A 26,355-nucleotide genomic window follows, 5' to 3' on the forward strand; every position below is an offset into this window, starting at 1 on the left:
AGTGCAGCAATGTATGCAGCCGAAGCGTCCTAATAGACCGAGGGCTTGACCTCAACTCCTAAAACTAAACTAACGTTACTATGCAGTATTGAGGGTTCATCCTCACATTCTTTCCTGGTGCTACTAGCGTTGTGGAACCACACCGACTCCATCCCGAACTCGGAGGTGAAACGCAACTGCGGCGAAGATACTCGGTGGGTGACTGCCTGGGAAAATAGCTCAGTGCCAGGTTGATTATCAAAAAGCTCTCTTGCCGAATAATGATGCAAGAGAGCTTTTTTGCTTTTTGTATTGGGGGATAAATACTTTTGCTTAATTTCTTGAATAACCTTTAACCTAGAATTGTTGAACGAGAGATTGAGCTGTGGATGCCATATTAGAGCGATCGCATGAATTAAAACAAGCTTTAATTGAGTTTGTCTTGGAGGCGGAAGGAGAGCTGGCGCAATCGCTAGAAGCTTATGCCGCTGCTCAGCCACACCGAGAGCGTCAGGATATTGCACAAAGAGACCTAATTATTGATACCTTCTTGACTGAAGGAAAAGTAGGGGATGGGGATAAAGACGTTTTGGATTTGTTTCTGGAGAGCCAGCCAGAATTGTCCGAAAACGATCGCAACTTAGTCGGTAGCTGGCGGTGTAGCTTCATTGGCTTGTTTGCTACGCTCCAAGTCTTACCAGATGGCTTTGAGTTGATGAACTGGCTGACTGCTAAGCGCTACATCGTCAAGCCAAACACGCTTCTAACGTGGCAGGAGATGAGCCGGTTTAAAGAGGGAGAAATTTTACTCACTCGCATTGCACCTGTAATCGAGAGCGTCTGGATGTTTTCTGGCCCTTGTATCCCAATGGGGAGATTAGGAAAACCCAAGCTGGCGGTGGCAATCGGAAATTTTAAGGAAAATTACAACAAGTCGCTTTATAGCGATGCCCCAGAACTTCTAGAACTGGCGTGGCAATCAGTAGAACAATATCACCAAGATTTTCTGGGCTTTTTTGGTAGCGACGAAGTCGTAATGCCTGGGTACCAGATGAATAAGAAGATAGAAGAATTTCAGGAATTACTAACTAAGAAACGCTTAGCAGCGGCAGGCATTGATGAAAATAAATCGCTCTCCGAAATAGCCGCAGAAGCTGGGGTTACAGAAGAGGAAATGAAAGCAGCCGCAGAAGAATCAGGTGCCGATTCAAAAGCGATCGCTCAGATGTTTGACAGCAAAAACCCAACTAAGATGGTGACACCTAAAGTTGAGTTGCCTGCAAATCTCAAGAAAGCCGAACAGCTAACAGCCCTCACCCATCCTCGTTGGGGTCAAATATTTCTGCCTACATACAGCCGGTTCAAGGCAATGCTAGAAGCAGAAGACTGGCAGAACAACATTGAAAACACTGAGAAGCTGGTTCGTCAGTATCTAGAAGACTCGACGATTAATGCCTTCATTTGGCATCGCTTAGCCGAAACTTATCCAGCCCAAATGGAAAAGCTGTTGAAAACAGTGTTACAGCGTCCAGAATTGAAAATTGACCGCGATTTAGACGCTTTACTCCAAGAATATAACAAGGCGTTAGAGCCTGATTTACCGGAGATTGCCAGTGTGCCAGTGCATTTACATGATTTATTTCAGGAAGCGCTGGCAGAGGTTAATAAATCAAAATCTAAGGGCAAGAGTAAAAAGAAGATAGGAATAGGCTTTCAAAAGTAGCTATTGGGACTGAAGTGGTTACTGTAGCACTTCTCAGTTGGATGGAATGTATTGCGGTTCTAAGGTTTGGTAGGGGCTTTTTGATTGCCATGCCCCTACAGATGTATCGCAACCCAATCGAGAATTGCTATAACTCCAGTGCTATCGTCAGTGTCAGCAATTGGTAGAATCACTATTTGCAACTTCATCCCAGTCCCTCTTCATGCCAGCCGCAGTTGTCACGCTAGAAAATACTGAAAATCAGGATCGTTTAATTATTCAGAATCCCGCAGCAGGGCTATCCTTGCAGGGACGCATTCGGGTGCCAGGGGATAAATCTATCTCCCACCGGGCTTTGATGTTGGGAGCGATCGCCCAAGGAGAAACCACCATTCAGGGACTCCTCTTGGGAGAAGATCCCCGCAGCACTGCTAGCTGTTTTCGGGCGATGGGTGCCAAAATTTCGGAACTGAATACGGAAATGGTGCGAATTCAGGGCATCGGACTCGGCTGCCTACAAGAACCAACCTCAGTCTTGGACGCCGGTAACTCAGGTACTACCTTGCGGCTGATGCTGGGGCTTCTCGCCTCTCATCCGGGACGTTTTTTTGCTGTGACGGGGGATAGCTCGCTGCGCTCGCGCCCAATGTCTCGCGTTGTTAAACCGTTACAAGAGATGGGCGCTCAAATTTGGGGACGTCAGAACGACTCTTTAGCGCCTCTAGCAATTCAAGGACAAAAACTGCGACCGATTCACTATCACTCTCCGATTGCTTCAGCACAAGTCAAATCTTGTATCCTCCTAGCTGGATTGATGGTGGAAGGACAAACTACCGTTACCGAACCCGCCCTCTCCCGCGACCATAGCGAACGGATGCTCAAAGCTTTCGGGGCAGAACTCAGCATCGATCCAGAAACCAATAGCGTCACCATTACTGGCTCAGCCAAGCTGCAAGGGCAGCCGGTGGTTGTGCCTGGGGATATCAGCTCAGCTGCCTTTTGGCTGGTTGCTGGGGCGATTGTACCGGGTTCGGAGTTGTGCGTGGAAAATGTAGGGGTCAATCCCACCCGCACCGGCATTCTAGAAGCTCTGGAGAGGATGGGCGCTGACATTCAGATGGAAAATCAGCGGATTGTCGCGGGTGAGCCAGTAGCAGATTTGCGGGTACGTTCCAGTGCCCTTAAAGCATGTGAAATTGCTGGCGATCTAATTCCTCGCCTGATAGATGAGATTCCGATTTTGGCTGTAGCGGCAGTGTTTGCCCAAGGAACTACTGTAATTCGAGATGCAGCAGAGTTGCGGGTCAAAGAAAGCGATCGCATTGCCGTTATGGCATCTCAGCTCAACCGCATGGGTGCCAAGGTTACAGAAAGACCCGATGGGTTAGAAATTACGGGGGGCACTCCTCTCATCGGCACTGATGTTGATAGTCATACCGACCATCGAATTGCCATGAGTTTAGCAATTGCTGCCCTTAATGCAGAAGGCACTACCACAATTGGGCGTGCGGAAGCCGCGGCTATTTCTTACCCTGACTTCTTTCAATCCTTAATCGGGATTATCAAGTGATATTTAAGCTCAGATGCTTACAGCATTTGCGTTTTCACCCTAGTTAAAAAAAAAGCAAGGTGGGTAGTATCCACTTTGCTTTTTAAATGAAGAATCACACAGCGGTCGCCTTAGCTTTAGGCGATAATTGTTCGCGGTTATGAGGTTCCTCAAAATCAATTAACGGCCCTTTTGGAACAATTCTGGTGGGATTAACTTTCGGGTGGCTTTTATAGTAATGGCGTTTGATATGGTCGAGGTTGCAGGTTTCCTTTACCCCCGGCACCTGGTAGAGGTCTTTCAGGTAATTCCAAAGATTGGGGTAATCTACAATCCGGCGTAAATTGCACTTGAAGTGGACATAGTAAACGGCATCAAAGCGCAAGAGAGTGGTAAACATACACCAATCTGCCTCGGTGAGGCTTTCTCCACACAGATAGCGTTGCTCCGCTAACACTTTTTCCCAACGATCGAGAGCATCGAATAGTTCCGTCACCGCTTCATCGTAGGCGGCTTGGCTAGTCGCAAATCCTGCTCGATAAACGCCATTATTAATCGGTTGGTAAATTGCATCGATCGTCTTATCAACCGCCTCCTGCAATTCTGTTGGATAAAAATTCATCTCAGACTTGGCGAAATCATCGAATTCTGTATCAAACATCCGAATGATCTCGCGGGATTCATTATTCACAATCGTGGCAGTTTCTTTATCCCAAAGAACTGGGACAGTCACCCGCCCATTATAATTAGAATCCGCTTTAAGATAAACTTCCCACAAATAGCGAGTCTTATTTACCGTATCGGGGATAGAACCTGGTTCTTCTGAGAATTCCCAACTACTTTGAGCAATTTCGGGTGCCACAACTGAGAGACTGATAACATCTTCTAATCCCTTCAATTGGCGCATAATTGCGGTTCGTTGCGCCCAAGGACAAGCCCAGGAAATATAGAGATGATAGCGGCCCGGTTCAGCCTTAAAGCCACTAGAACCATCAGCTGTAACTTTGTTGCGGAAGGTTGTTGATGGGCGAATAAATTTTCCTTGGGAGTCTTCTTGTTCTCGTTCGCTAACCCACTTTCCATCAATCAAAAGACCTAAACCCATAACGTTCTCCTTTGAGAGTATGAAGGGCAACCCCAGGAAGATTGCCCCACACTTATTGGCTCAGGTTCTCACCTAAAATTCATCGGTCTTAGGTGCAAAATAGGGCGAGTACCTTACTCAGCGCTGAGGATTTTTGGCACTTTGAAAAAGTCACCCTCTTGATCTGGGGCACCTGTGAGAATAGCTTCCCGGTTGGGAAAGGGTTGCAGTTCATCAGGGCGTGTCACATTGCTGACATCAATTGCCCTTGTTGTGGGTTGCACATCACTGACATCAAGTTCGCTTAATTGTTCAAAATACTCCAAAATACTGCCTAGTTGGGTTGTAAATTGGGCTTCTTCTTCGGGGGTCAGTTCTAGGCGAGCTAGATGGGCAACTTTGCGAACTTGTTCGCGGTCAATCATAACAGTGGTAATGGCTTATTGGTAATTGGTCATTGGATAGTAGGTAGTAGGTAATTTTTTCTCTTGTGTTGATTACCTATTCCCTGTTACCTAAAAGAAGATATCCATCGTAGAGCGCCCAGTCGTTTTGAGCCAATTTTGGGCTTCGATGTAGTTATTCGGAGCCATACTAATCGCTTGTTTCCAATATTCTCCTGCTTTGTCAAACAAAGCTTCAGCAGCTTCGGGATCTCCATCTTCCTTGATCTTTTCACCCTGGAAGTGGTAAATGACGGCAATATTATTCAACGCTTGAGGCAGGCGGGGATTACAGTCAAGCGCTTGGTGGTAGTATTCCAAAGCCTGCTCGTGGTCACCATTGCTGGCGTATATCAGCCCCATATTGTAGAGGATATAACTGCGGTCGTAAGTGTCTTCCTCTAGCGTTAGGGCTTCTCTGTAATTGTCTAGAGCTTCGGCGTATTCACCATCTGCCTGCGCTGACATACCATCGCGGTAGTAGATGAAGGCTTCTTTTGCTTTCTTGTTGGCAGGCAGGATTTTCAGGATTATATCCGCCATTACCGTGAAGCTCTTGTCAATGAAGTTATCGTTTTTTTGCGTTCTTGGCATATCCGGCTCTGTAATGCTGCGCTAATTAGGAGAGTGTAGACTGGTCAGTTTATCGCTCAGTGATGCTCTTTAAGCTAATTTAACGCGCTCTGGGAGTCAACTGGATTGAGATTAACAAATGCGATCGCGCATTTGTTGTTCTTTCCTCAATCAACAGAGTTTCTCAGTGTTTTTTTAGGGGGCGTATTATTTTATACAAAATAAATACTAGTCCTTGTGTATATTTAGAGAATGGAAATCTGTGCGCTTATATATACGGAATTAAAGCTTGGCGATCGCTCAGATGTAAGGCTAATGCACCCTTGACTATGGTTGGGGTTAATAATGCAAAGTGCCATCTGGGAGAATTGCACTATTGAGCTGGACGCCTTCGAGAAGCGCATTCTCAAAATCAGCATTTCGCAAATCTGCCCCCCGCAAGTCCGTTCCTCGGAGAATGGCATTGCTCAAGTCAGCACTAATCAGATTAGTTTCCCGCAAATCAGCCTTTGTGAGATCAGCGCCTGGTAACTTCGCCATCGTCAACTCAGAACCGGCAAGGTTAGCGCCTGTGAGATTGGCTTTAATCAGCGCGGCTAAATTCAAATTAACGCCGCTCAAGTTGGCACCGCTAAGGTCGCTATTAATCAAGCTGGCACCGCCTAGATTCGCCCCCCCTAAATTGGCACCCCTTAAATCGGCAGCACTGAGATTGGCACCGGCGAGATCAGCACGCCTCAAGTCAGCCGCCCTTAAGTCCGCATCTCTCAACTCAGCACCCCTCAAGTCACACTGAGGACATTGTTTAGTTTTTAGCAAATGTTGAACGTGTTCCAGATTGGCTGCTTTGAGTGGTGTGGTTAATCCCAAAAGTGAGAATAGGAGAGCGAACAGCCACGTTAGCGTTGCCAAGCGGCGCTTCGGTTTAGGGTGGCATACGCTAAGAGCGAATAGGTTAAGAGCGATCGCGCAAGTTCTGGGTTTCATAATCTGCCTGCTGGAATTTGCCAAAATTTTATACTGGTGATAGTAGCCTCCGTCCTTGAGGAAAGCACATGGCTCCCAATCCCACCCTCATGCAAGCAGTTGAACACCTGGGCTACCGTGTCACGGTTGGCGATGTGGCAACCCAAGCTGGGTTAAATGTCAACATGGCTCAGGCTGGATTACTCGCTCTGGCATCCGACGCCGGTGGACACTTGCAGGTAGCAGAAACCGGCGAGATAGTCTACCTTTTCCCTAAGAATTTCCGGACAGTTCTCCGCAATAAGTTCTTGCGGTTGCGACTGAAGGAATGGTGGGAAAAAATTTGGAAAGTTTTGTTTTACCTGATCCGGATTTCCTTCGGGATTATCCTGATTGCTTCCATTGTCCTAATTTTTGTCGCGATCGCAGTTATTCTAATCGCCGTCAATAGCAGCCGCGACAGCGATGATTCCGGCGGCGGTCATCACGGTGGCGGCGGTATGGTTTTTATGCCCCGCTTCTGGTTTGGCCCTGACATCTGGTGGTTTTTCTATCCAGACTATAGCGATCGCTACGAACGGCGTCGTGTCTCATCCCCCGAAGGCAAGAGACAGATGAACTTCCTAGAAGCCGTCTTCTCCTTCCTGTTTGGCGATGGGAATCCCAATGCCGATTTAGAAGAACGCCGCTGGCAAGAAATTGCCACTGTCATTCGCAATAATCAGGGTGCGGTGACAGCCGAACAAATCGCCCCTTATCTCGATGACATGGGCAAAGGCTGGGGCAAAGAATACGAAGATTATATGCTGCCCGTCCTCACTCGTTTTAATGGGCAACCAGAAGTCAGCCCAGACGGGGAAATCGTCTATCACTTCCCTGAATTACAAACTACAGCGCAAGAGCGAAATTCGCAGCCAGTGGGTGCATATCTCCGAGAGCGTCCTTGGCGCTTTAGCCAAGCCGATAGCGGACAAATTATGCTCTCTGCGGGATTAGGTGCCGTGAATATTATCGGTGCTTTAGTTCTCAATTCTCTGTTACGGGGAGAGATAGGGGTTCAATTAGCGCAATCCGGCGGACTTATCGCCTTCGTGCAGTCAATTTACTGGATTTTGCTGAGTTACGGCATCGCTTTCCTGTCAATTCCCTTAATTCGCTATTTCTGGATTCAGTGGAGAAATCAGCGAGTTGAAGCCCGGAATCAACAACGACAAGAACGCGCTATCTTCTTGAATCAAGCGAATTCTGCTTTGCAGAAAAAAATTGCTTATGCTCAACAATTTGCTGCGAAAACAGTAATCGGTCGCGAGGATTTAGCCTACACGACCGAAACCGAGCTTATAGAACAGGAGATCGAGCAAGCCGATAAGATTGATGCAGAATGGCAGCGTCGCCTCAACCAGAGCGGTTCATAAAGATTCCTTGGGGCGTTTAAAAATCAAGAAGCCATATCCATAACCCGGATGGGAATTCACCCCCGCTAATTCCCAGCCTTCCTGTCCGAGTTGATTGGATAATTCATGGAGAGGTGGGATGTCTTGTTTATCTCGAAAGTCTTTTTCGTTGACACTTTTGGGTCGGAGATCGCCTGCAAAGTAGTCAAACCGAACAAAGAGGTACTCCCACTTTTTCACAGCAATCCTTCTGGCGTTTAATTAAGTCAGCTGAAAAGCAAGGAGTGATCGCTCCGGGATGAGCGAAGCGATGTCACTTGGTGGCTACCGCTTCGCTCATCGCGACTTTGGGGAGGTAACAGCCCCGCCTCTACTGCACTTTCATGCTAGCGATCGCGGTGCGCTGGTAATAATGCCCCAAAATTTGCTGGTAGTTTGTCCCCTGCTGAGCTAAATTGTAAGCCCCCCACTGGCTTAAACCAAGACCGTGTCCGAAACCACGACCGTTGAGCTGAAAACCCGTTCCTGTGGAGCTAACCGTGAACAACGTACTCCTAAGCTTCAGTGCTTGACGCAGCTGACTTCCAGTCATCCGCCGCGTGCTACCACTCCCAACCACTTTCATCGTCATAATCCGTCCGCTGGGGGTAGTCCGTTCGGGTATCAAAGATTTAACATTGCTTACACCCAGAAGCCGACTAAGTTCGTTGCGGGAGAAGCTTTTCTGCCACTGGTAGCCCGGTGTCCCTTGGTCGTAGTCTGGAACGCCGCGCAGGTAAGCCAAGGGTTCCGACCAAACATTTTCCACATTTTCCGTGTGTCCTCCAGAAGCGGAGTGGAAGACAGCAAGAATAATTTGACCGTTGTAGGTTAAAACTTGCCCAGCCGTGGCATTCACAGCCATTTGCGTTGACTCGGCTTCGGTTTCCAGACCTTTGTAAACTTGCCAAGTCTGGGTATCGCCGACATCAAAAACGCTATTGCCAGCAGTTTGACGCTTATACAGGGCGTAGGAACGAGCGGCGACAGCTTGCGCCTTCAAGGCTTCCAGAGGCCAATTAGCACTCATTTCCGAGCCTAAGACGCTGTAAAGATATTGTTCTAAATCCACTTGGTTGACGGCGGTGAGTCCTTTGCCGGTGCGAACCAATCGAGTGCGTCCCCGATACCAGCGATCGCCGATCCAAACATAACCGCCAGCCGTCGGTTCCACTATCAGTTGCGTGCTTTGCTCTCCGCCCAGCGCCACGCCACCGCCTGTAGGACGGGCTTCCATGCCATCCATTGCCGCCATTTGCCCTACTACTCGACCGGCACTATCGCGGATTACGGCTTTGGTGGAACTGCCCACGGTAATCTTGCTGACGCCTTCTTGAATCGCTACGCGCAGTTCCATCGCTTTCGTAGGAGCAACCAGCATGAGCCACAACAAAAAAGTCAGCCACCATTTAGAAGGATGTAGCCGCCCGGAGGACGCCTTCCCGAAGCCTAAGATGAAGCAAGAAGTCTGAAGCATGAAGGATTTCTGTTTGCCTAGGAGCTGTTTAGTTACCATCTATTAAAATCTCCTCACACGATGCCAAATAGAGTGCTAGGGATAGTCATTATTAAATTCCACTTAAATTGAGCATGAGAGCAAGAATCCCGTCCTTGAACTTCTCTTAGGAAGGTGGATTTATTAAGTCCCAATTCAAAAGCGTATGGGTATGGCACAGAAAAAGCCCTTACATGAAGATGAATGAGTGTCAGTTATTTAATCCACGTTCCTTAGTTCAAGACCCTTGAGAGCTGATCCGCTTATAAATTGGCACAACCCACTGACTTTTCTTATGGTGGATATATTTACCATGTTTGCTGCCGGAGTGCTACTCATAAACCTTGTGAACTTTTATCCTGAGTCTTCAGAGGAACTGCGTGTTCCCCAGATGCTGTGTCAGGATAGTTACGGAAGGCAATTCCTAGACTTTGTGACCGTTTTCTTGCCAAAATGCAAATTACTTTTTTAGGGACAAGCTCCGGTGTACCGACGCGATCGCGCAATGTGTCCAGCGTGGCTTTACGGCTACCTCAACGAGGAGAACTCTGGCTGTTTGACTGTGGTGAAGGTACCCAACACCAGCTATTACGGAGTGACCTGAAAATCGGTCAACTGAACCGTATTTTTATCACCCATATGCACGGAGACCATATATTCGGCTTAATGGGTCTTTTAGCAACCTGTGGTTTGGCTGGCAATGTTCAACGCATTGACCTCTACGGTCCCCCCGGTCTCAATGAATACCTGCGTGCTTGCAGACAATACTCTTCAACCCATTTTTCCTACCCGGTTCAGGTTCACATCGTACAGCCTGGAGTGGTGTATGAAGATGAAGAATTTATCGTCACCTGTGGTCCCCTGAAGCATCGCGTCACTGCTTTTGGCTACCGAGTCACTGAAAAAGACCGTCCGGGGCGCTTCGACGTGGAAAAAGCCGCAGCCCTGTCAATTCCTCCGGGTCGGGTCTATGGACAACTCAAACGTGGCGAAACTGTGACGCTGCTAGATGGGCGGCAAATTCATGGGGCAGATCTGTGTGGCCCGACAGAAATCGGTCGCAAAATTGTTTACTGTACCGACACAGTTTATTGCGACGAGGCGGTAGAACTTTCGCAGGATGCGGATGTGTTAATTCACGAAGCGACCTTTGCCCACCAAGACGCCCAGCTAGCTTTTGATCGCTTGCACTCCACTTCAACGATGGCGGCTCAAGTTGCTCATACTGCTGGTGTTAAGCACTTGATCATGACTCATTTCAGTCCCCGCTATGCCCCCGGTAATGCCATTGTGCTGGATGACCTGCTTACGGAAGCGCGTGCCATTTTTCCGAGTACGGAATTGGCTTATGATTTTCTAAATTATGAGGTGCCTCGGCGGCGGGAAGAGGAATTAAAAATTAAAAATTCTCTTTTTTAATTTTTAATTGTGCATTGTTACTGTTTACAGACCGCTGGCGTTCCGCAGCCGGTCGCGTATTTCAACGAGACGGTTTTGACTGCTGATGGGCGATCGCGGTAGCGGAACTTCTGTGTTGGGCCAGCCGCTGAGATCGTTACAGGGACACGCTAAAGGCGGCATTCCCACAGTCCGGACGGGGACGGGCATGGTGCAACGAGAACAGGGTGACACATCCCATGCTGGTGTCAGCAACTGGGCAATTGGTTCTGCGGTACCCTCTAAGTAGCAGTCCCCCGACTCTGGCGAGAGGATTTGCTGCCAGCAGTTTTCAAATTCTTGCGAGTAGCGATCGCCCCGAATCACGGGTTGCGGCAGCAGCGCTTCTTGACCATTCCGAATCAAAACTTTTTTGCCTAACTGAAACCAATAAGCAAGATACTGTTTGACTTGGTGTTGAGATGCCATAGCAAAGGAGTGAATGGTAATAGGTATAGGGTAATGAACAACTCGCTTTTTCTCAATTAGCAATGAGTCATTCGCAATTGCCAGTTTGCCTTTAAGTCTTTCTATGCTAGCGCCTATGATAATTTTGGTAACGGCGTTCCCAGGTGGCTCAGGTTGAGAACGTGACCGGCAGTAACTAAGTAGACTGGGTTAGCGATCGCGCCCACTCGACGCACCAGCCTTCCCAAGCGATCGCGGAACATCCGACCGAGGGGATAGGCGGGAACAACGCCCCACCCCGTTTCCTCTGCCACCAAAATCGCATCACTGACGCTACTTTGCAAACTTTCCAGCAACTCCTGGCACGTCCTTTCCCACGATTCATCGTCTTGGTCTAAAAAATTCGCCACCCAAGTTCCCAAAGAATCAACGAGGAGACAACTAGAATTCTGAGATGCCCGAATCGTTGCCGCCAGTGTTAGCGGCACTTGCAGCGTTGTCCATTCCCTAGGGCGTCGTTGTTGATGTTGTTCAATTCGAGCCAGCCATTCTAGATCGTTGGGGTCAACGTGAGCCGTTGCCACATAGATAACCGGCTTACCCGAACGCATTGCCAGAGTCTCCGCCCACTCACTTTTCCCGGAACGGGCTGGACCAGTCACTAAGATTAAATGCTTAACAGAAGTCATTCAGATGCGATCGCAAAGAACTTTTTTACCCGTTTCCGGCGAGTTGTGCATTAAAGTTAAATTCAACAGTGGCAGGATTTGTATCTTACCCACCTGTACAGTGTCCGGGTTATTCTAGCGGTCAGGCTTCCCATAAATTTTCATTTTGTGCATTGAGACCGTTAATCCTACCAGACAAATAAACAAATAAAATAGAAACACAAAGCATAGAAACACAAAGCAAGTAAAAATACCAGGAAAAGCACCAATCCCAACCTTTTAGAGATTCTAGCGGCAGTTAGTTAACAGGTTTGATTTGCAGGAGTGGCGTCAGATAACTATGAAACCAGAATTAAAACGGATTGAGACAACACTGGATCGATTGGCTGATCAAAGTCCTGTCATAGAAAATCCGTCCCCTTGGGAAGATCAGCCCGATCCGAAGGGGTGGGGTTCAGAGGCATCATCAGATGCCAATCGCTCAATTTCAATGACCGTACAGGCTTTCTCTGACCAAAAGCAATCTGGCAAGACACCCGTCCTGCCAAAATTAAAAGCTCCCAGTTTCACCAACCATCGGAACGCTGCAAATCCTGCCTTGGCGATGACCCTGTTGCAAGAAATTGAAGCGATTGTTGGAGGTTGGCAGAAGGAACTTCATCAAACCTTGCGCCAAATTCAAGATATTTATCTAGAAGGGCCAATTGTTGATGGTTGGTTAGAGTCTCATTCCCGCGAACCAGAGGTTGGCGTTGAGGCGCTGCGTCAGGTGGTAGACAAGGGTCATGCCAAGTCCGTACACCAGCTGATGGACTATGTAGAAGAACTGTGCAATCAACCCGATGAAAAGGTGACTTGTGAATCTCCACGGGCTGGATACCGCCTGGTAGGAATGGATGAGAATGGTCAATTTTGGTCGCGTCCCTGTCCACCCGAACAGATTCCGAGTGTGAGTGTCGCGATCGCTCGTTATCAAAAGCTGCGCCTGCTGCTGAATCGCAAAGAGGATCTGGAAACCCGCCTCAGTCAACTAGCGGAAACACTCGTTGTTCTACATAGTCATCTAAGTGAGAATTAAAAATGCAAAATTCAAAATTGAAAATCAGTAATTTCTGCGATTTTTAATTTGTAATTTTGCACTTTTAATTAAGGTGTCCCCAATCCCAAATTTATGACAGAGCCTAAAGTTTCTGCGATTATCTGTACTCACAATCGAGAGCAGTATTTAGGTGCTGCCATTGATAGTTTGCTGAATCAAGATTTTCCGGATTTTGAAGTCGTGGTAGTGGATAATGCCTCCAGCGATCGCACATCCGAAATCGTCAAAGCACGACCAGGGGTAAGATACGTCTACGAAGGCGTTATGGGTCTATCTGTCGCCCGCAACACGGGTGCCAAGGAAGCCAAAAGTGAAATTCTCGCCTATTTAGATGATGATGCCGTTGCTAGCCCGTCTTGGCTGTCGGCACTCTATGATGCTTATCAAAGCAATGAAAAACTAGCGATCGCGGGTGGCAAAGTTACCTTAATCTGGCCCGATGGCATCACGCCTCCTCTGTGGCTTTCCCCTGGACTATCTGGGTGCTTGGGAGCATACGATTTAGGAGATTCCATCGTCTATATCAAACAACCTGGTATGACCCCCAGAGGCTTGAATTACTCGCTCAGACGTACCTTTTTAGAGCAAATTGAGGGGTTCGATGTTAATCTGGGTCGAGTCGGAAAAAATTTGTTATCAAATGAAGAATTACACATGACAGAACGGGCACTCAAATTAGGTTGGCAAGTTGCCTATCTGCCTGACGCCTTGGTTGCCCATAATGTATCTCCCGAACGCCTTGAACAAGCTTGGTTTTTGAGCCGAGGCTGGTGGCAGGGCATCAGTGAATGTTACCGCGAACAAATCGCCGGTAAGGCAGGACCGCGCCAGCTATTGTTAGGAGGCGAACGACTCGTGCGAGGTCTCTACAAATCTGTTAAATATTTTGGTGATGCTGCCCAACGGTTCGACAATCTCGTGTATGCCTACGGTCAGGTGGGTTATTTGAGTGCAGCAATTCAAGGGATGTTATCTGCTCCTTTCAAAGTGCAAAATCCAGAGCCGGAATTAAAAATTGAAAAAGAAAATTCTTAATTTTTAATTCTTAATTGCTAATTTCTAATTGTTCTTTCATCCTTCACGGTCATGACCTCCACACCCTCCAAACTTCCTGTTTCGGTTCTGATTCCCGCTAAAAATGAACAAGCAAATCTGGCGGCTTGCCTGGAGAGTGTAGCCAGGGCTGATGAAGTGTTTGTCGTAGATTCCCAAAGTAGCGATCGCTCGATTGAAATTTCCGAAAGTTACGGCGCAAAAGTTGTTCAATTTCACTTCAACGGTCGCTGGCCTAAAAAGAAAAACTGGGCTTTAGACAATCTGCCGTTTAATAACGAATGGGTGCTAATTGTTGATTGTGACGAGCGCATTACCCCAGAACTCTGGGATGAAATTGCAATTGCCATTCAGAATCCCGAATACGAAGGTTACTACCTGAACCGCAAAGTATTTTTCCTCGGCAAATGGATTCAACATGGCGGGAGATATCCCGACTGGAACCTGCGTTTGTTTAAGCACAAAACAGGTCGCTACGAAAACTTGGGGACAGAAGAAATTCGCAACACAGGCGACAACGAAGTTCACGAACACGTCATTTTGCAAGGCAAATCTGGCTATCTGAAAAACGATATGCTGCACATTGACTTTCGGGACGTATTCCACTGGCTGGAACGACATAACCGCTACTCGAACTGGGAAGCCCGCGTTTATTTAAATATCTTGACCGGCAAAGACGAAAGCGGCACGATTGGCGCTAACTTGTTTGGGGATGCGGTACAGCGCAAGCGGTATCTCAAAAAAGTTTGGGTGCGCCTCCCATTGAAACCGTTGATTCGGTTTATTTTGATTTACATTATTCAGCGAGGCTTTTTGGATGGGAAAGCTGGATACATCTATGCACGGCTGATGAGCCAATACGAGTATCAAATTGGCATCAAACTTTATGAATTGATGAAGTTTGGCGGTCAGTTGAACGTAGCGGCTTCCTCCTCCGCGCCTCCCCAGCCCGTACCCCAGCCAGATTCATTAAAAGGAAGCGTGTAGGGTGTTGGAACCAGGCGAACAACCGCCAGAGATCGCGTCGGAATCTCTTGTTGATTTACGCCGTTACGACCAATCCTGGTTTGACAGAGGACGACCGGGTTGGTTTGTCTTGCTGTGGTGGTTGGTACAAGCGATCGCCTTTCCCTTAACTCCCCATCCCTCTAGCGGTATCCGCTGCTGGCTTTTGCGTCTGTTTGGGGCAAAAATCGGCAGCGGCTTAGTCATCCGACCAACCGCCCGCTTTACTTATCCCTGGAAAATCGAAATCGGAGATTATAGCTGGATTGGGGATGATGTCGTTTTATACAGCCTTGACCGCATTCAGATCGGTCAGCACTGCGTCATTTCCCAAAAAAGCTACCTCTGTACCGGCAGTCATGACATCCAAGACCCAGCTTTCAAGCTGATGACAGCCAGTATCACGATTGGCAACGGCGTCTGGATTGCCACAGATTGCTTTATTGCGCCTGGGGTTGAAATCGGAGCGAACTCTGTGATTGGGGCACGTAGCAGCGTTTTCGGTAACATTCCACCCCAGCAGGTCTGCTGGGGCAGTCCTTGCCGTCCCCACTACCCTAGAGAAATTAAAAATTAGAAATTAAAAGTGGTGGAAAGAATCTCTTTTCTTTAATTTTTAAGTTTGCATTTTTAATTATTCATTCATATTCCGATAAGTAGCAACGGCTGACGGAGAGATTCGGTTTAAGTAGCGGAAAATCCAATACTTAAATATCGTGTCCAAAATTACGGGAAAGGTAGCAATAAATAGAAAGTTAAAATCTCTGTTTTCGGGTAAGCCTAAATGCCTTGCCGTTCCTTCCAGAATTACTTCCCAGCCGTGAGGAGAGTGAAATCCCACAAATATGTCAGTGAACAAGATAATAATAAAAGCTTTAGCACTGTCACTGAGACCATAAACTACGTCATCTATAAAAGCTTTGAAAACTGCAATTTCTCTTTGGCTATTAAGCAGCAAAAGGTAAAGAGATCCCGCTGCAATTAGATCGGCAAAAACATTTTTGATAGCGTTGGCACTTCTGTAACTATATTCTTCCCCAATTTTTAATGCCTTCTCTTTAACTTCTTCTTCCATTTCCTCCTTAGATAATTGAGGAGCTACACCGATTAAGCTTTTGAATTTTAGTAATTCTTCAAATCTTTGCAATTCCTGAAAAGCTTCTTCTTCTAGATCGACATTCAGGAAAATTTCAGTTCTGTTTGGCTCCCGGAAGCGATCTACAAGAGGTCCGACAAAGAAAGTTTTACTTACTTGTTGAGTTAATAAAGGAACTAAGATTAAAACTAAAATAAACCGAATAGAAATGATGGTTTTCGTTTGGGAAGTGCGAAAACTTTGAACAACTTCTTCTTCAGAGTTGGGATCAAAATTTCTCTTAAGTCGATCCAGGGTACTCAAGATTGAACGAGGCACAAAACTGGTTGTATCAGTCATTGTTTCAGCCTCCTCAGCCACTCGTTGGTCTGTAGGAAACAAAGGTGGCTGATTGACTAGATTTTTGGCTTCATTCCGGTCAACATTTCTCAAGTTCGCTTCTACAGACTTAGATTGGGCTACGGGTACTAAGGCTGATGAAGAACGAGCCTTTTCGGGCTTGTATTTAGATAAAACATCATCAATAAATTTAAGCTTTTCTAAAGTTATGGCTTGTTTATCTTGAATTTCAAAATCTTCTCGTCTAAAATTTGGCGCTCCGGTCAGTTTTGTTTTTCTCGTTAAATCTGGATTAGAACGAGTCACTATTGAAGCGCTAGCCTGAAACTCTGCCAGCCCAAATTTAGCAGTTTTTAAGTAATTTCTAAGTTTTGTTTCAAAATAAGACATGGCATTTTCACGGTATTTTTGGCAATCTGGGGAGATTTTTTTACCGTCAAAATGTTCATCTTCCAAAGCCTTAATCATTAAGGCTGCCTTATATGCCCGATCCAAGGCTCTCTCTGGGGTGTCTGAAAACCACTGGTTGGCAGTTCCTAAGTAAGATTGGAGCTGTGACAAGAAAGATAGTTTCATAATAGAAACCGAACGATTACACAAGTATCACTCAGCGTTTAGCAATGTTAACGCAATCGCAGACCATCTGGATCGTCGGGCCGACTCGCAGTGGAAAGACAACTCGCCTTGTAAACCTGTTTTGCCAGTGGGTTGAACGGGGATCTCAACCGCGAGGTTGGCGTCGGAAGGCGGGAAGGCGGGAGCAGGCACCGACAATTTTAGTCTTTGCTGCTAATGATGATAATCGGAGCGAATTAGCTGACCGCTTGGCTACAGCAACACAGGGGCGGTATCCGATTCAATCTAAAACGCCTTTGGGTTTCTTTCAGGATGAGGCGATCTTATTTTGGCCTTTATTGATTCAGCGGTTGAATCTTAGGGCACAATTTCCAGTTAGACTGCGCCCAGAAACTGAGCAGGAGTTAGCCACCCGGTTGTGGCGTCCGGAGTTGGATAATGGTAGCCTTCAGTTTTTGGGGGTGAGCGAGTCTCGTTCGGTGCGTCGCATTCTGGACTTGTTGCAGCTGTGCGCGATCGCAGGACGACCTATTGAGGAAATTCCCAGTCTTCTCGAACAAGGTTTTGCAGATCAACAAGGGTTTGCCAGGGACGACGATCCGGTAGTGGAGCGCCCGGACTGGGAGAAAATCGGAAAATTGCTGATTGATTGGCGGCAATGGTGTTTAGACCGGGGATTGCTGACCTATGGGATTATTTGCGAACTTTATTGGCGTTATCTACTGCCAGACGAAGCTTATCAGCAGCACTTGATTCGCCGGTATCAGGGAGTACTGGCGGATAATGTGGATGATTATCCAGCGATCGCCTGCGATCTATTCAACTTCCTTTTAGATAAAGGAGCAGCCGGAGCCTTTACCTATAATCCGGATGGGGCAGTGCGACTCGGTTTGAACGCCGATCCAAATTATCTAGCCAGTCTGGAGTGGCGCTGTCAAGTAGAAACTTTGAGCCAGGAACCGAGCAGTGTGGCGGCACTTTACGGAAAGCCGGTGGTGGAAGCGGTGAGCGACCCCATGTTTCTGTTGACCTTACCAGAGTCGGTACAGTTGATTCAAACCACATCCCGCGCTCAGTTGTTGCGAGAAACCGCTTTAGCGATCGCAGAGGCGATACACAGCGGACAGGTGCAGCCTCAGGACGTGGCAGTGATTGCCCCTGGTTTGGATGCGATCGCCCGCTATACCTTAATCGAAATCCTCAGCAGCCAGGATATCCCCGTCCAAACCTTGAGCGAACAGCGCCCCCTGAATGCTTCCCCCACGATCCGGGCGCTGCTGACGCTGCTGGCGCTCGTTTATCCAGGCTTGGGGCGACTGGTAGACCGGGATGCCGTGGCGGAAATGCTGGTAGTACTGAGTCAGGAGTCCGGATTTAGGAGTCCGGAGTCAGGAGGTAGCACCCATTCATCCCCGATCGTTCATCCTTCATCCTTCAAGATTGACCCAGTCAGGGCGGGTTTATTAGCCGATTACTGCTATTCCCCCGATCCAGAGCAACCCCGGTTGCTGCCGGTGACGTATTTCCCCCGCTGGGATCGGCTAGGGCACTCAGCCTGTGCTGCTTATGAAGAGATTTTGCAGTGGCTAGAAGTGCAACGAGGTCAGCTGGAACAGCGTCTGATTCCCAACTGCGTCGCCTTGCTTGACCGGGCAATTCAGCAGTTTTTGTGGAAAGGCAGCAATCTCCCCTACGACCAGCTAGCCGCCTTACGCGAACTGATGGAAACCGCCCAACACTACTGGGAAGTCGATGGACGGCTGCGGCAGAGCGATCGCATTGAAACCCCAGATCACACCACGATCGATCGGTTTATCTGCTTGTTGCGGCGCGGTACTGTCACCGCGAACCCTTATCCCGTGCGCCCCCTCGGTCTTGACCGTCACGCCGTGACTTTGGCAACCATCTTCCAATATCGGGCAGCTCGTCGCTTTCACCGCTGGCAATTTTGGCTCGATGCCGGTTCCCACCTCTGGTCAAAAGGCGGTGCTGCCACTCTCTACGGTGCCCCCTTGTTTCTCAAGGATTGGTCGGGAGAGGCGCTAACCGAAGAAGATACCCAAGAAGCAGATGAGCAAAGACTGCGGCGGATTTTGCTGGATTTACTGGGGCGAGTGGGGGAGCGAATTTATCTGTGCCATAGCGATTTGGCGACGAATGGACAGGAGCAAACTGGCCCGTTATTGTCCTTAGTCAATGCTTCAATTCCTTTGAACCCTGATTATGCACTCAGCTAACAACGCGATCTTGGTGAGGTTTTTAGAGGGCATGGAGAAAAAGGGTGAGTATCCAGATATATGCCCAAGCCATCGGTATCCCGATAAATAATCCCGCGATCGCCCAGCCTCTTTGATGGGCTTTGAATTGTTCAATACTCCGCCATTTTTTACTTTTCCAAGCCCATTCATTGCCCTTAGAACCGAGGGCGAACCCCATCAACCAACCGATGCTCGGTATCCAGGCTAAAAGTCCAATCCAAACATGATTGCTCAAAGGCCATAGATAAGGCATCAGAAATGCGCCCCAATTCCAACCTTTGATTTCATCAGGTACTGGTACTGTCTCATCCAATAAACCGCCTTGCCCAGAATTATTGACCAGGGTTGGTTGCTTTGAAGGTTGGATACCCGTTGAAGTTTTAATTCTTGTTCCTTCTTTAAGCGCTTTCAGGGCAGATTTTGCACTCGCGAACCGTTCCTCTGGAGCTGGTTCTGTTAACTTTTGAATCCAGCTAATGAATGGGGGACTGATGCTCACCTGTTCAGAAAATTGAATCCGCAAGTTCCGAGAAGGCAAATCTGCCGGTGCCGTACCTGTCAACAAATGAATTAAAGTGGCTCCCAGGGAATACAAGTCTGAAGCTGGAACAGACCTTCCGCCAAATTGTTCCATCGGCGCATAGCCGTAAGTTCCGACGACGGTAAAGGTAGCTCCCTCTTTCGCGGCTTTATCTTGCACCGCTCCAAAATCAACCAAATATACCTTGTCGTCATCACCCCAAATTAAATTGCTCGGTTTGATGTCTCGGTGTAGGACTGGGGGACTCAGCTCGTGTAGATAAATCAGAATATTCAGAATTTCCGAGGCAATCTTACGGACTTCCTTTTCAGTGAACTTTTTCCCTTGTACGAGTAATTCCTTCAGAGAGGTACCGGGGATGTGTTCTTGGACTAACCCGAACCAGAGCGATCGCTCATCGATACAAAAATCATCCCCATATTTAGGAATTCGGGGATGATTCAACTGCTTAAGGATTTGTGCTTCTCGCTCAAACAGTTTGAGATCGTCCCACTGTACCTCGCCGCCAAATGCGAGGAGTTTGACAACGACTAAATTTTTTTCTTCAGTTTCAATATCCGTCGCTAACCAAGTTTGTCGTCCCGCATTTTGTCCCAATCTTTGTTTGAGTTGATAACGCCCCTGTAATATCTGTTCGGCTTGCAGCATTATTCGTTATTTTCCGTAGAAAGCTGAGATGAGGGATTTAGAAACTTAGTATTTGCCTTCACGTATACTGATAATTCGGTTTTTCATCTTGTCACAGCGCCCTTATCTACCTTCCTATCTGCTCTTTTGGTATCTCTAGTGTGCCCGCAGGACAGGCTGGTTTGCCATTGTTATAAATTGGCTCTGGTAGTTTGGTAGCACCAACAGCATTAGATTCACACAAAATTGCTATTGTTTTCATCTTGCCCTTAACAGCATCTGAGGATTTTGCAGGTACTATAAACACACCTCCAACATAGCTTTTGTTATTACGATGGGGTATTGCGTAGTTAAATGCAGCTTTACTCGCCAGCACACGAGTTGCATATTCGTAGTTTCCTTTCTGAGTTTTCATGCCAATTCCTAGTTTTTCAACCGAATTAGAAAATTCATTGTTTTCTATGAAATAAGCTTTCTGACCACGATTCATCGTCCCAACAGATTGTCTTGCTTCGGATTTTTCAATGATTGCCCGTTTGGTAAAAAAACTTGGCAGAGCAATAGCCGCGATGAGAGCCATAAAAGTAAATAATGGCAGCGCAGTTGAAAGTGCTAAACGACCATAACGAACCGAATTGCCATTTGCCTGAGCCTCTGTTTCGCTATCGGAGCTTTTAAAACTTTCCACTTGTTGCAAAGCTTCAAGTGCCTCGCGTGCCGTGCTGAATCGTTTTTCTGGAGCTGGCTCTATAAGCTTCTCAATCCAACTGCTGAAATTGGGATTGAGGCTGACTTTATCGCTAAATTGAATCCGCATCTGATGCTGCGGTAACTCAGAAGGCGGCGTTCCAGTTAACAAGTGAATTAGGGTGGCTCCTAGCGCATAAAGGTCGGATGATGGAACTGCACGTCCCCACAACTGTTCTGGCGGCGCATAGCCACTGGTTCCTACCACAGTAAAGGTAACACCCTCTGCCTTAGCGCGGTCTTGAACCGCACCAAAATCAACTAAATAAAACTGCCGATCTTCCCCCAAAATTATGTTGCTAGGTTTAATGTCTCGATGTAATACAGGCGGACTTAATTCGTGCAGATAAATTAGAATTTCTAGGATGTCCGTGGCAACATAGCGTACCTGCTCTGGTGTAAATTTTTTGCCTTTATCTAATAGCTGACGCAGGGAACTGCCGGGAATGTAATCCTGCACTAATCCAAACCAAGGTAAGCCGCCACCCGCCTGTTCGTCGAGAGAAAAATAATCTCGATAGGTTGGAATTCTGGGATGGTTTAAGTTTTTCAAAACTTGAGCTTCCCGTTCAAAAAGCTTGAGTTCCTCCCACTGCATTTGAGGACTGAAAGCTAGCAATTTAACAATTACCGATTCGCTGGGTTCGGCTTCTAAATCTTCTGCCAGCCAGGTTTTACGCCCTGCATTTTGTCCCAGTTGTTGTGTGAGGTGATAATGCCCCTGTAATATCTTTTCTGCTTGCAGCATGATGATTTTACTTAATTAGTTGCTAATTGAAGGATTGAAGGATTACGAATAGCTAGTTTGGGATGGCTCTTGGTCATTCGCTCCTATCTCAGCCAGTCTTGGATCTGTCGAGCTATCCAGTTACGTTCAGGTTCAGTCAGGTTCTGAGCGAAACAGTATTTCAGCAAGCCAGTTTCGAGAGTGACTCCTTCTAAAGGAATTGCTTCAACATTTTTGATGCTAGAAATTTTTCCCTGGTGGCTAAGATATTTCAACCCAAACAATTGCCTTTTTATTACAAAGCTATCTTGATAGAATTCGATACAATAATCTCCCCAATAATTGAGTATGGGCCATTTCAAATCGGCTGGAATTTTCCACAATTCATTATGTACGCTCATCCATAGCCGACCCAAAAACAGTGTTGATAGAATGGATAAAATCAACGAAAATATTAAATGAATCGATGACAACAAGGACAAGAGCATATAAAATGTTAAGAAACCTAGCCATAACAGCAATAAACCTAGCAGAAATAGAGAGATGACAGAGGTCGCTACTAGCATCAATTTCCCTGTAAAGGTGAGAATGTCTGTAAGTAGCAATATTCCCCGCCCAGGAATTTTGATTTTTAACTGGGTAGAAGACTTCCAAAGCTGAACGCGACTGCCAACAGGCTGACGGATTTGTTGCAGGAGAGCGTTGAGAGAACGATTGGCTTTAAGGTCTTCCAGTGCTTGACGGGCAGTGCGATATCGTTGCTCTAAATCGGGTTCGGCGATCGCTTCAATCCACCGGACAAAATTGGAGTTAAGGCTAACCTTGTCGCTAAAGTGAATCCGTAAATTCTTTTGGGGCAAATCTGCCGGGGCGATGCCGGTTAACAAATGGATCAAAGTTGCCCCCAGCGCATACAAGTCGGATGCCGGAACTGCCTTTCCCCAAAATTGCTCTAGGGGCGCATAGCCAGTGGTTCCCACCACAGTGAAGGTGACTCCCTCCGCCACGGCAGAATCTTGAACTGCACCAAAATCCACCAGATAAATTTGTTCATCTTCTCCCCAAATCAAGTTGCTGGGCTTGATGTCGCGGTGCAGCAACGGCGGGCTTAACTCGTGCAGATAGATGAGAATATTCAGCACCTCGGTGGCAATCTGCCGCACCTGAGCTTCGGTAAAGCGTTTGCCCTGTTTCAATAATTCTTGCAGGGAGGCACCGGGAATGTATTCTTGCACCAATCCAAACCAGCACAAACCAGCGCCAACCTGCTTGTCTAGGGAAAAATAATCTCGATATTGGGGAATTTTGGGGTAATCGAGATTTTTCAGAACTTGCGCTTCACGCTCAAATAACTTGAATTCGTCCCACTGCATCTGGGGGCTGAAGGCTAGCAGTTTGACGATGACTTGTTGTGGCGGTGATGCCTCAATGTCAGTTGCTAGCCAGGTTTGACGCCCAGCATTTTGTCCTAATTTCGCTTGAAGTTGATAACGCCCTTGCAATACCTGCTGTGCTTGCAGCATCTCGCCCTTGGTTCCTTAGCGCCGTATGTACTCCAATTTAGCTAGCGATCGCTCTAAGCGCTACCGTTTCGCTACCACCCCGTCAGGTGTCCACTCTATTTCACTTAATACTGAATACAAGCGATCGCACTCTCTTTCCCAACAAACGCGATCGCTCTGTTGAGGACGACAGCGAAGCAATATACCCGAAAAAGCGTAGAGACGCGATTCATCGCGTCTCTACAAGAATTTTATTTGTTTACTCTTAGAACTTAGGCATCATTCAACGCCGCAATACCAGGAAGTTCCTTCCCTTCCAGCAACTCCAGACTAGCGCCACCGCCAGTCGAGATGTGGCTCATTTGTTCGCCCAAGTTCAACTGTTCCACGGCTGCCACCGAGTCGCCACCGCCGATAATGGTAGTCGTCCCGCTCTTAGTTAGATCGGCAAGAGTCCGCGCGATCGCTTCTGTCCCCTTGGCAAATTGCGGAAACTCAAATACTCCCATCGGGCCATTCCAGATTACCGTCTTGCAATCAGCAAGCGATTCCTGGAAGAATTTCACCGAGTCGGGACCAATATCCAAACCCATCCAACCATCGGGAATGGCGTCAATGCTAACCGTTTGAGCATTGGCATCAGCCGCAAAATTATCTGCAACGACGACATCTGTTGGCAATAGCAGTTGAACCCCACGCTCTTTCGCCTTAGCTTCCAAAGACTTCGCCAGTTCTAACTTATCTTCTTCCACCAGCGACTTACCGACACTTAGCCCACGAGCCTTGTAGAAGGTAAAAATCATGCCGCCGCCCAGGATCAGCTTATCGCACTTATCCAGCAGCGTTTCGATGACGCCAATCTTGCTAGAAACCTTGGAACCCCCGATAATTGCTGCCAAAGGACGCTGAGGACTTTCAATCGCGCTTTGCAGATACTGGAGTTCCTTTTCAATCAAGTACCCCGCCACCGATGGGCTGAGATACTTGGTTACACCTTCTGTAGAAGCATGAGCGCGGTGAGCTGTTCCAAACGCATCATTCACATATAAATCGGCAACTGAAGCCAGTTTTTTAGCGAATTCTGGGTCATTCTTCTCTTCTTCCGGGTAGAAGCGGACATTTTCCAGCAGCAGCACGTCGCCATCTTGCATCGCCCCCACCTTGGCAGCGACATCATCACCGATACAGTCGTCAGTCTTGACAACTTCTTTACCCAGCAATTCAGACAGGCGCTTTGCCACCGGCGTCAGGCGGTATTTATCATCGACACCTTTGGGACGCCCAAAGTGACTAGACAGAATTACCTTAGCGCCTTTGGAAGTTAAATCCTGAATTGTCGGCAGAGCTGCCCGAATGCGAGTATCGTCAGTAATGTTGCCATTGTCCAGCGGTACATTAAAATCCGCCCGTACCAGTACCCTTTTGCCGGATAAATCGGATGCCGATAAATTTGCTACAGTTTTCTTGGACACAGCGTAAACCTCCTAATTGCGTCTTTTTATACTCTTCACTAGCAACCGCGTGTCACTGGTCGTTTGCCCTTTTCCCTCAAAAGCTAGATAGACCAAACCAAATGCAGGGGTAAGGTTATTTCTAGCTCTCTAGCCGTCCACATTTTACAAGAGTTGGGGTTTCTACAGGAGCGTGCCATGTTCAAGACTGTTCTGTTTCCTGTCGATCAAAGTCGAGAAGCGCGCGAAGCGGCTGATGTCGTTGTGAATGTTGTGCAAAAGTATGGTAGTAAATTAATTTTGCTTTCGGTGGTAGAAGAACCCAGCCAAGAGCCAGAGGTGTCGCCGCTCAATTCAGATGCTGCAATGACATCGCCAGAAGCAGTCGCCGAACTGCTCAAAACAGCTCAAAATCTATTTGCCGATCAAGGCATCCAGTCTCAAACGATTGAGCGTCAAGGCAAACCAGCTTTTACCATCTGCGATGTTGCTGACGAAATTGACGCTGATTTAATTGTGATGGGCTGTCGAGGGCTGGGTTTGACTGAAGAAGGCATGACTGACAGCGTCACGAACCGGGTAATTAATTTATCTCCTTGTCCGGTATTGATTGTTCCTTAGTCAAAGTTTAGATTTTGGATTTTGGATTTTAGATTCAATCTAAAATCTAAAATCTAAAATCTAAAATCTAAAATCTTATGACGACTCCTTCAATTCAGTGGTATCCCGGACACATTGCCAAGGCTGAGAAAGCGCTTAAAGAACAGCTCAAGCGTGTGGATGTGGTGTTGGAAGTGCGAGACGCCCGAATTCCCATCTCTACGCACCATCCCCGCGTGCCAGAGTGGATAGGCGGCAAGGCAAAGGTATTGGTACTTAACCGCACGGATATGATTTCTCCCGCAGTCCGGCAACTGTGGACTGAGTGGTTTAGGGATCGGGGGGAAACGCCATACTTCACAGATGCCCAGCATGGGAAGGGTGTTGCAGCAGTGGCACAGGCGGCGCAGGCAGCGGGTGTAGAGATGAATCAACGAAGAAGCGATCGCGGGATGCTTCCTCGTCCAGTCCGTGCCGTTGCGATTGGGTTTCCCAATGTGGGCAAATCGGCGCTGATTAATCGTTTATTAGGAAAGCGAGTGGTAGAAAGCGCCCGTCGTGCGGGTGTAACGCGCCAGCTGCGCTGGATACGCATTTCCGATGAGATTGAACTTTTAGATGCCCCTGGCGTTTTGCCTTCCAAATTAGAAAATCAGCCTGCTGCCTTCAAGTTGGCGATTTGTGATGATATTGGTGAGGCGTCTTACGACAATCAACGAGTGGCATCTGCGTTAGTCGATTTGCTCAAAACGCTCAACGCCCCCGATGCCGATTTATTTCTATTGAAGTCTTTACAGTCTCGCTATGGAGTAGATCCCACTTCGTTTGCAGGCGACGAATATCTACAAGCTGTGGCAGATGAACGTCATAAAGGCGATGTAGAGCGCACAGCACGACAGCTATTAAATGATTTTCGCACGGGTTTATTAGGTGCGATTCCCCTAGAATTGCCGCCAGTCTGAATCGCAAAAGCTCCGGACAATTAAATGTCTTGGAG

The 26,355-nt window shown here is 47.5% G+C and carries 24 protein-coding genes and 2 rRNA genes (1 of these 26 cut by a window edge); 13 read left to right on the plus strand and 13 right to left on the minus strand.

Going from position 1 to position 26,355, the window contains the following annotated elements; translation table 11 throughout:
- The 4 genes from NC994_RS11955 to aroA all read left to right on the plus strand — a co-directional run.
- A 23S ribosomal RNA gene (locus NC994_RS11955) occupies positions 1 to 53 on the plus strand; it begins 2,835 nt to the left of the window's first position.
- Positions 54 to 113: 60 nt separating this feature from the next.
- Positions 114 to 231, plus strand: a 5S ribosomal RNA gene (rrf, locus tag NC994_RS11960).
- 133 nt (positions 232 to 364) lie between these two features.
- The gene (locus NC994_RS11965) at positions 365 to 1,702 is read left to right on the plus strand and encodes a hypothetical protein (RefSeq protein ID WP_190433280.1); all 1,338 of its coding nucleotides are present in this window, start codon (positions 365 to 367) and stop codon (positions 1,700 to 1,702) included.
- A 202-nt stretch (positions 1,703 to 1,904) separates the two neighbouring features.
- Positions 1,905 to 3,251, plus strand: a complete 1,347-nt coding sequence (aroA, locus tag NC994_RS11970) for a 3-phosphoshikimate 1-carboxyvinyltransferase (RefSeq protein ID WP_190433282.1) — start codon at positions 1,905 to 1,907, stop codon at positions 3,249 to 3,251.
- Positions 3,252 to 3,345: 94 nt separating this feature from the next.
- Here aroA and NC994_RS11975 read toward each other — a convergent pair whose 3' ends face one another.
- The 4 genes from NC994_RS11975 to NC994_RS11990 all read right to left on the minus strand — a co-directional run bounded on the left by NC994_RS11975 (position 3,346) and on the right by NC994_RS11990 (position 6,317).
- The gene (locus NC994_RS11975) at positions 3,346 to 4,335 is read right to left on the minus strand and encodes a glutathione S-transferase family protein (protein ID WP_190433284.1); all 990 of its coding nucleotides are present in this window, start codon (positions 4,333 to 4,335) and stop codon (positions 3,346 to 3,348) included.
- Positions 4,336 to 4,448: 113 nt separating this feature from the next.
- Positions 4,449 to 4,739 (minus strand): Asp-tRNA(Asn)/Glu-tRNA(Gln) amidotransferase subunit GatC, encoded by a 291-nt coding sequence (gene gatC, locus NC994_RS11980; RefSeq protein ID WP_190414356.1) that lies wholly within the window; start codon positions 4,737 to 4,739, stop codon positions 4,449 to 4,451.
- 90 nt (positions 4,740 to 4,829) lie between these two features.
- Positions 4,830 to 5,351: a photosystem I assembly protein Ycf3 gene (locus tag NC994_RS11985; RefSeq protein WP_190430410.1), complete on the minus strand. Its 522-nt coding sequence runs from the start codon at positions 5,349 to 5,351 to the stop codon at positions 4,830 to 4,832.
- 318 nt (positions 5,352 to 5,669) lie between these two features.
- Positions 5,670 to 6,317 (minus strand): pentapeptide repeat-containing protein, encoded by a 648-nt coding sequence (locus tag NC994_RS11990; RefSeq protein WP_190433286.1) that lies wholly within the window; start codon positions 6,315 to 6,317, stop codon positions 5,670 to 5,672.
- Between the two features lie 68 nt (positions 6,318 to 6,385).
- Between NC994_RS11990 and NC994_RS11995 the strand changes: the two genes are divergently transcribed.
- Complete coding sequence (locus NC994_RS11995) at positions 6,386 to 7,711, plus strand: hypothetical protein (RefSeq protein ID WP_190433289.1); 1,326 nt, start codon at positions 6,386 to 6,388, stop codon at positions 7,709 to 7,711.
- Here the strand turns inward: NC994_RS11995 and NC994_RS12000 are convergent.
- On the minus strand, positions 7,706 to 7,930 hold the full coding sequence (locus NC994_RS12000) for a hypothetical protein (protein WP_190430413.1): 225 nt from the start codon (positions 7,928 to 7,930) through the stop codon (positions 7,706 to 7,708). The genes NC994_RS11995 and NC994_RS12000 overlap by 6 nt on opposite strands.
- A 130-nt stretch (positions 7,931 to 8,060) precedes the next feature.
- Positions 8,061 to 9,206: a SpoIID/LytB domain-containing protein gene (locus tag NC994_RS12005; RefSeq protein WP_190433435.1), complete on the minus strand. Its 1,146-nt coding sequence runs from the start codon at positions 9,204 to 9,206 to the stop codon at positions 8,061 to 8,063.
- A gap of 471 nt (positions 9,207 to 9,677) precedes the next feature.
- On the opposite strand from NC994_RS12005, the gene NC994_RS12010 reads away from it, so the two are divergent.
- On the plus strand, positions 9,678 to 10,643 hold the full coding sequence (locus NC994_RS12010) for a ribonuclease Z (protein WP_190414364.1): 966 nt from the start codon (positions 9,678 to 9,680) through the stop codon (positions 10,641 to 10,643).
- A gap of 24 nt (positions 10,644 to 10,667) precedes the next feature.
- Here NC994_RS12010 and NC994_RS12015 read toward each other — a convergent pair whose 3' ends face one another.
- Together NC994_RS12015 and cobU are read right to left on the minus strand one after the other, a co-directional pair.
- Complete coding sequence (locus tag NC994_RS12015; RefSeq protein ID WP_190430414.1) at positions 10,668 to 11,090, minus strand: hypothetical protein; 423 nt, start codon at positions 11,088 to 11,090, stop codon at positions 10,668 to 10,670.
- Between the two features lie 113 nt (positions 11,091 to 11,203).
- Positions 11,204 to 11,758, minus strand: coding sequence for a bifunctional adenosylcobinamide kinase/adenosylcobinamide-phosphate guanylyltransferase (gene cobU, locus NC994_RS12020; RefSeq protein WP_190433291.1), 555 nt, complete (start codon positions 11,756 to 11,758; stop codon positions 11,204 to 11,206).
- A 319-nt stretch (positions 11,759 to 12,077) separates the two neighbouring features.
- Here cobU and NC994_RS12025 point away from each other — a divergent pair, with 319 nt between their 5' ends.
- The 4 genes from NC994_RS12025 to hpsU all read left to right on the plus strand — a co-directional run bounded on the left by NC994_RS12025 (position 12,078) and on the right by hpsU (position 15,471).
- Positions 12,078 to 12,815: a hypothetical protein gene (locus NC994_RS12025; RefSeq protein WP_190430415.1), complete on the plus strand. Its 738-nt coding sequence runs from the start codon at positions 12,078 to 12,080 to the stop codon at positions 12,813 to 12,815.
- A gap of 93 nt (positions 12,816 to 12,908) precedes the next feature.
- Entirely contained in the window at positions 12,909 to 13,871 is a 963-nt protein-coding gene (locus NC994_RS12030; protein ID WP_190430416.1) for a glycosyltransferase family 2 protein, read from the plus strand.
- Between the two features lie 51 nt (positions 13,872 to 13,922).
- Positions 13,923 to 14,876 (plus strand): glycosyltransferase family 2 protein, encoded by a 954-nt coding sequence (locus NC994_RS12035; protein WP_190433293.1) that lies wholly within the window; start codon positions 13,923 to 13,925, stop codon positions 14,874 to 14,876.
- Position 14,877: 1 nt separating this feature from the next.
- Positions 14,878 to 15,471, plus strand: a complete 594-nt coding sequence (gene hpsU / locus NC994_RS12040; RefSeq protein ID WP_347276568.1) for a hormogonium polysaccharide biosynthesis acetyltransferase HpsU — start codon at positions 14,878 to 14,880, stop codon at positions 15,469 to 15,471.
- 57 nt (positions 15,472 to 15,528) lie between these two features.
- Here the strand turns inward: hpsU and NC994_RS12045 are convergent, their stop codons facing one another.
- Positions 15,529 to 16,905 carry a proton extrusion protein PcxA gene (locus NC994_RS12045; protein ID WP_190433295.1) on the minus strand — a complete coding sequence of 459 codons (1,377 nt, stop codon included), beginning with the start codon at positions 16,903 to 16,905 and terminating at the stop codon, positions 15,529 to 15,531.
- A gap of 44 nt (positions 16,906 to 16,949) precedes the next feature.
- Here NC994_RS12045 and NC994_RS12050 point away from each other — a divergent pair, with 44 nt between their 5' ends.
- Positions 16,950 to 19,142, plus strand: a complete 2,193-nt coding sequence (locus NC994_RS12050) for a recombinase family protein (protein WP_190433297.1) — start codon at positions 16,950 to 16,952, stop codon at positions 19,140 to 19,142.
- 22 nt (positions 19,143 to 19,164) lie between these two features.
- On the opposite strand, the gene NC994_RS12055 is transcribed toward NC994_RS12050, so the two are convergent.
- The 4 genes from NC994_RS12055 to NC994_RS12070 all read right to left on the minus strand — a co-directional run bounded on the left by NC994_RS12055 (position 19,165) and on the right by NC994_RS12070 (position 24,779).
- A complete protein-coding gene (locus tag NC994_RS12055; protein ID WP_190433299.1) occupies positions 19,165 to 20,352 on the minus strand; it encodes a serine/threonine-protein kinase in 1,188 nt (395 codons plus the stop codon).
- A gap of 106 nt (positions 20,353 to 20,458) precedes the next feature.
- On the minus strand, positions 20,459 to 21,826 hold the full coding sequence (locus NC994_RS12060) for a type IV pilin-like G/H family protein (RefSeq protein WP_190433301.1): 1,368 nt from the start codon (positions 21,824 to 21,826) through the stop codon (positions 20,459 to 20,461).
- Between the two features lie 83 nt (positions 21,827 to 21,909).
- Entirely contained in the window at positions 21,910 to 23,328 is a 1,419-nt protein-coding gene (locus NC994_RS12065; RefSeq protein ID WP_190433303.1) for a serine/threonine-protein kinase, read from the minus strand.
- Positions 23,329 to 23,579: 251 nt separating this feature from the next.
- Positions 23,580 to 24,779, minus strand: coding sequence for a phosphoglycerate kinase (locus NC994_RS12070; protein ID WP_190414379.1), 1,200 nt, complete (start codon positions 24,777 to 24,779; stop codon positions 23,580 to 23,582).
- A 177-nt stretch (positions 24,780 to 24,956) separates the two neighbouring features.
- Here NC994_RS12070 and NC994_RS12075 point away from each other — a divergent pair, with 177 nt between their 5' ends.
- On the plus strand, positions 24,957 to 25,379 hold the full coding sequence (locus NC994_RS12075; RefSeq protein WP_190433305.1) for a universal stress protein: 423 nt from the start codon (positions 24,957 to 24,959) through the stop codon (positions 25,377 to 25,379).
- Between the two features lie 77 nt (positions 25,380 to 25,456).
- Entirely contained in the window at positions 25,457 to 26,320 is an 864-nt protein-coding gene (gene ylqF / locus NC994_RS12080) for a ribosome biogenesis GTPase YlqF (protein WP_190433307.1), read from the plus strand.
- Positions 26,321 to 26,355 lie beyond the last annotated feature (35 nt).

The sequence above is a fragment of the Trichocoleus sp. AS-A1 genome (genome assembly GCF_039962015.1).
GTDB lineage: Bacteria > Cyanobacteriota > Cyanobacteriia > Cyanobacteriales > FACHB-T130 > FACHB-T130.

Coding starts and splice junctions, on each gene's coding strand:
- aroA (WP_190433282.1), top strand. CDS start 1,905: ATGCCAGCCGCAGTTGTCACGCTAGAAAATACTGAAAATCAGGATCGT.
- NC994_RS11975 (WP_190433284.1), bottom strand. CDS start 4,335: ATGGGTTTAGGTCTTTTGATTGATGGAAAGTGGGTTAGCGAACGAGAA.
- gatC (WP_190414356.1), bottom strand. CDS start 4,739: ATGATTGACCGCGAACAAGTTCGCAAAGTTGCCCATCTAGCTCGCCTA.
- NC994_RS11985 (WP_190430410.1), bottom strand. CDS start 5,351: ATGCCAAGAACGCAAAAAAACGATAACTTCATTGACAAGAGCTTCACG.
- NC994_RS11990 (WP_190433286.1), bottom strand. CDS start 6,317: ATGAAACCCAGAACTTGCGCGATCGCTCTTAACCTATTCGCTCTTAGC.
- NC994_RS11995 (WP_190433289.1), top strand. CDS start 6,386: ATGGCTCCCAATCCCACCCTCATGCAAGCAGTTGAACACCTGGGCTAC.
- NC994_RS12005 (WP_190433435.1), bottom strand. CDS start 9,206: ATGCTTCAGACTTCTTGCTTCATCTTAGGCTTCGGGAAGGCGTCCTCC.
- NC994_RS12010 (WP_190414364.1), top strand. CDS start 9,678: ATGCAAATTACTTTTTTAGGGACAAGCTCCGGTGTACCGACGCGATCG.
- NC994_RS12015 (WP_190430414.1), bottom strand. CDS start 11,090: ATGGCATCTCAACACCAAGTCAAACAGTATCTTGCTTATTGGTTTCAG.
- cobU (WP_190433291.1), bottom strand. CDS start 11,758: ATGACTTCTGTTAAGCATTTAATCTTAGTGACTGGTCCAGCCCGTTCC.
- NC994_RS12025 (WP_190430415.1), top strand. CDS start 12,078: ATGAAACCAGAATTAAAACGGATTGAGACAACACTGGATCGATTGGCT.
- NC994_RS12030 (WP_190430416.1), top strand. CDS start 12,909: ATGACAGAGCCTAAAGTTTCTGCGATTATCTGTACTCACAATCGAGAG.
- NC994_RS12035 (WP_190433293.1), top strand. CDS start 13,923: ATGACCTCCACACCCTCCAAACTTCCTGTTTCGGTTCTGATTCCCGCT.
- NC994_RS12045 (WP_190433295.1), bottom strand. CDS start 16,905: ATGAAACTATCTTTCTTGTCACAGCTCCAATCTTACTTAGGAACTGCC.
- NC994_RS12050 (WP_190433297.1), top strand. CDS start 16,950: ATGTTAACGCAATCGCAGACCATCTGGATCGTCGGGCCGACTCGCAGT.
- NC994_RS12055 (WP_190433299.1), bottom strand. CDS start 20,352: ATGCTGCAAGCCGAACAGATATTACAGGGGCGTTATCAACTCAAACAA.
- NC994_RS12060 (WP_190433301.1), bottom strand. CDS start 21,826: ATGCTGCAAGCAGAAAAGATATTACAGGGGCATTATCACCTCACACAA.
- NC994_RS12065 (WP_190433303.1), bottom strand. CDS start 23,328: ATGCTGCAAGCACAGCAGGTATTGCAAGGGCGTTATCAACTTCAAGCG.
- NC994_RS12075 (WP_190433305.1), top strand. CDS start 24,957: ATGTTCAAGACTGTTCTGTTTCCTGTCGATCAAAGTCGAGAAGCGCGC.
- ylqF (WP_190433307.1), top strand. CDS start 25,457: ATGACGACTCCTTCAATTCAGTGGTATCCCGGACACATTGCCAAGGCT.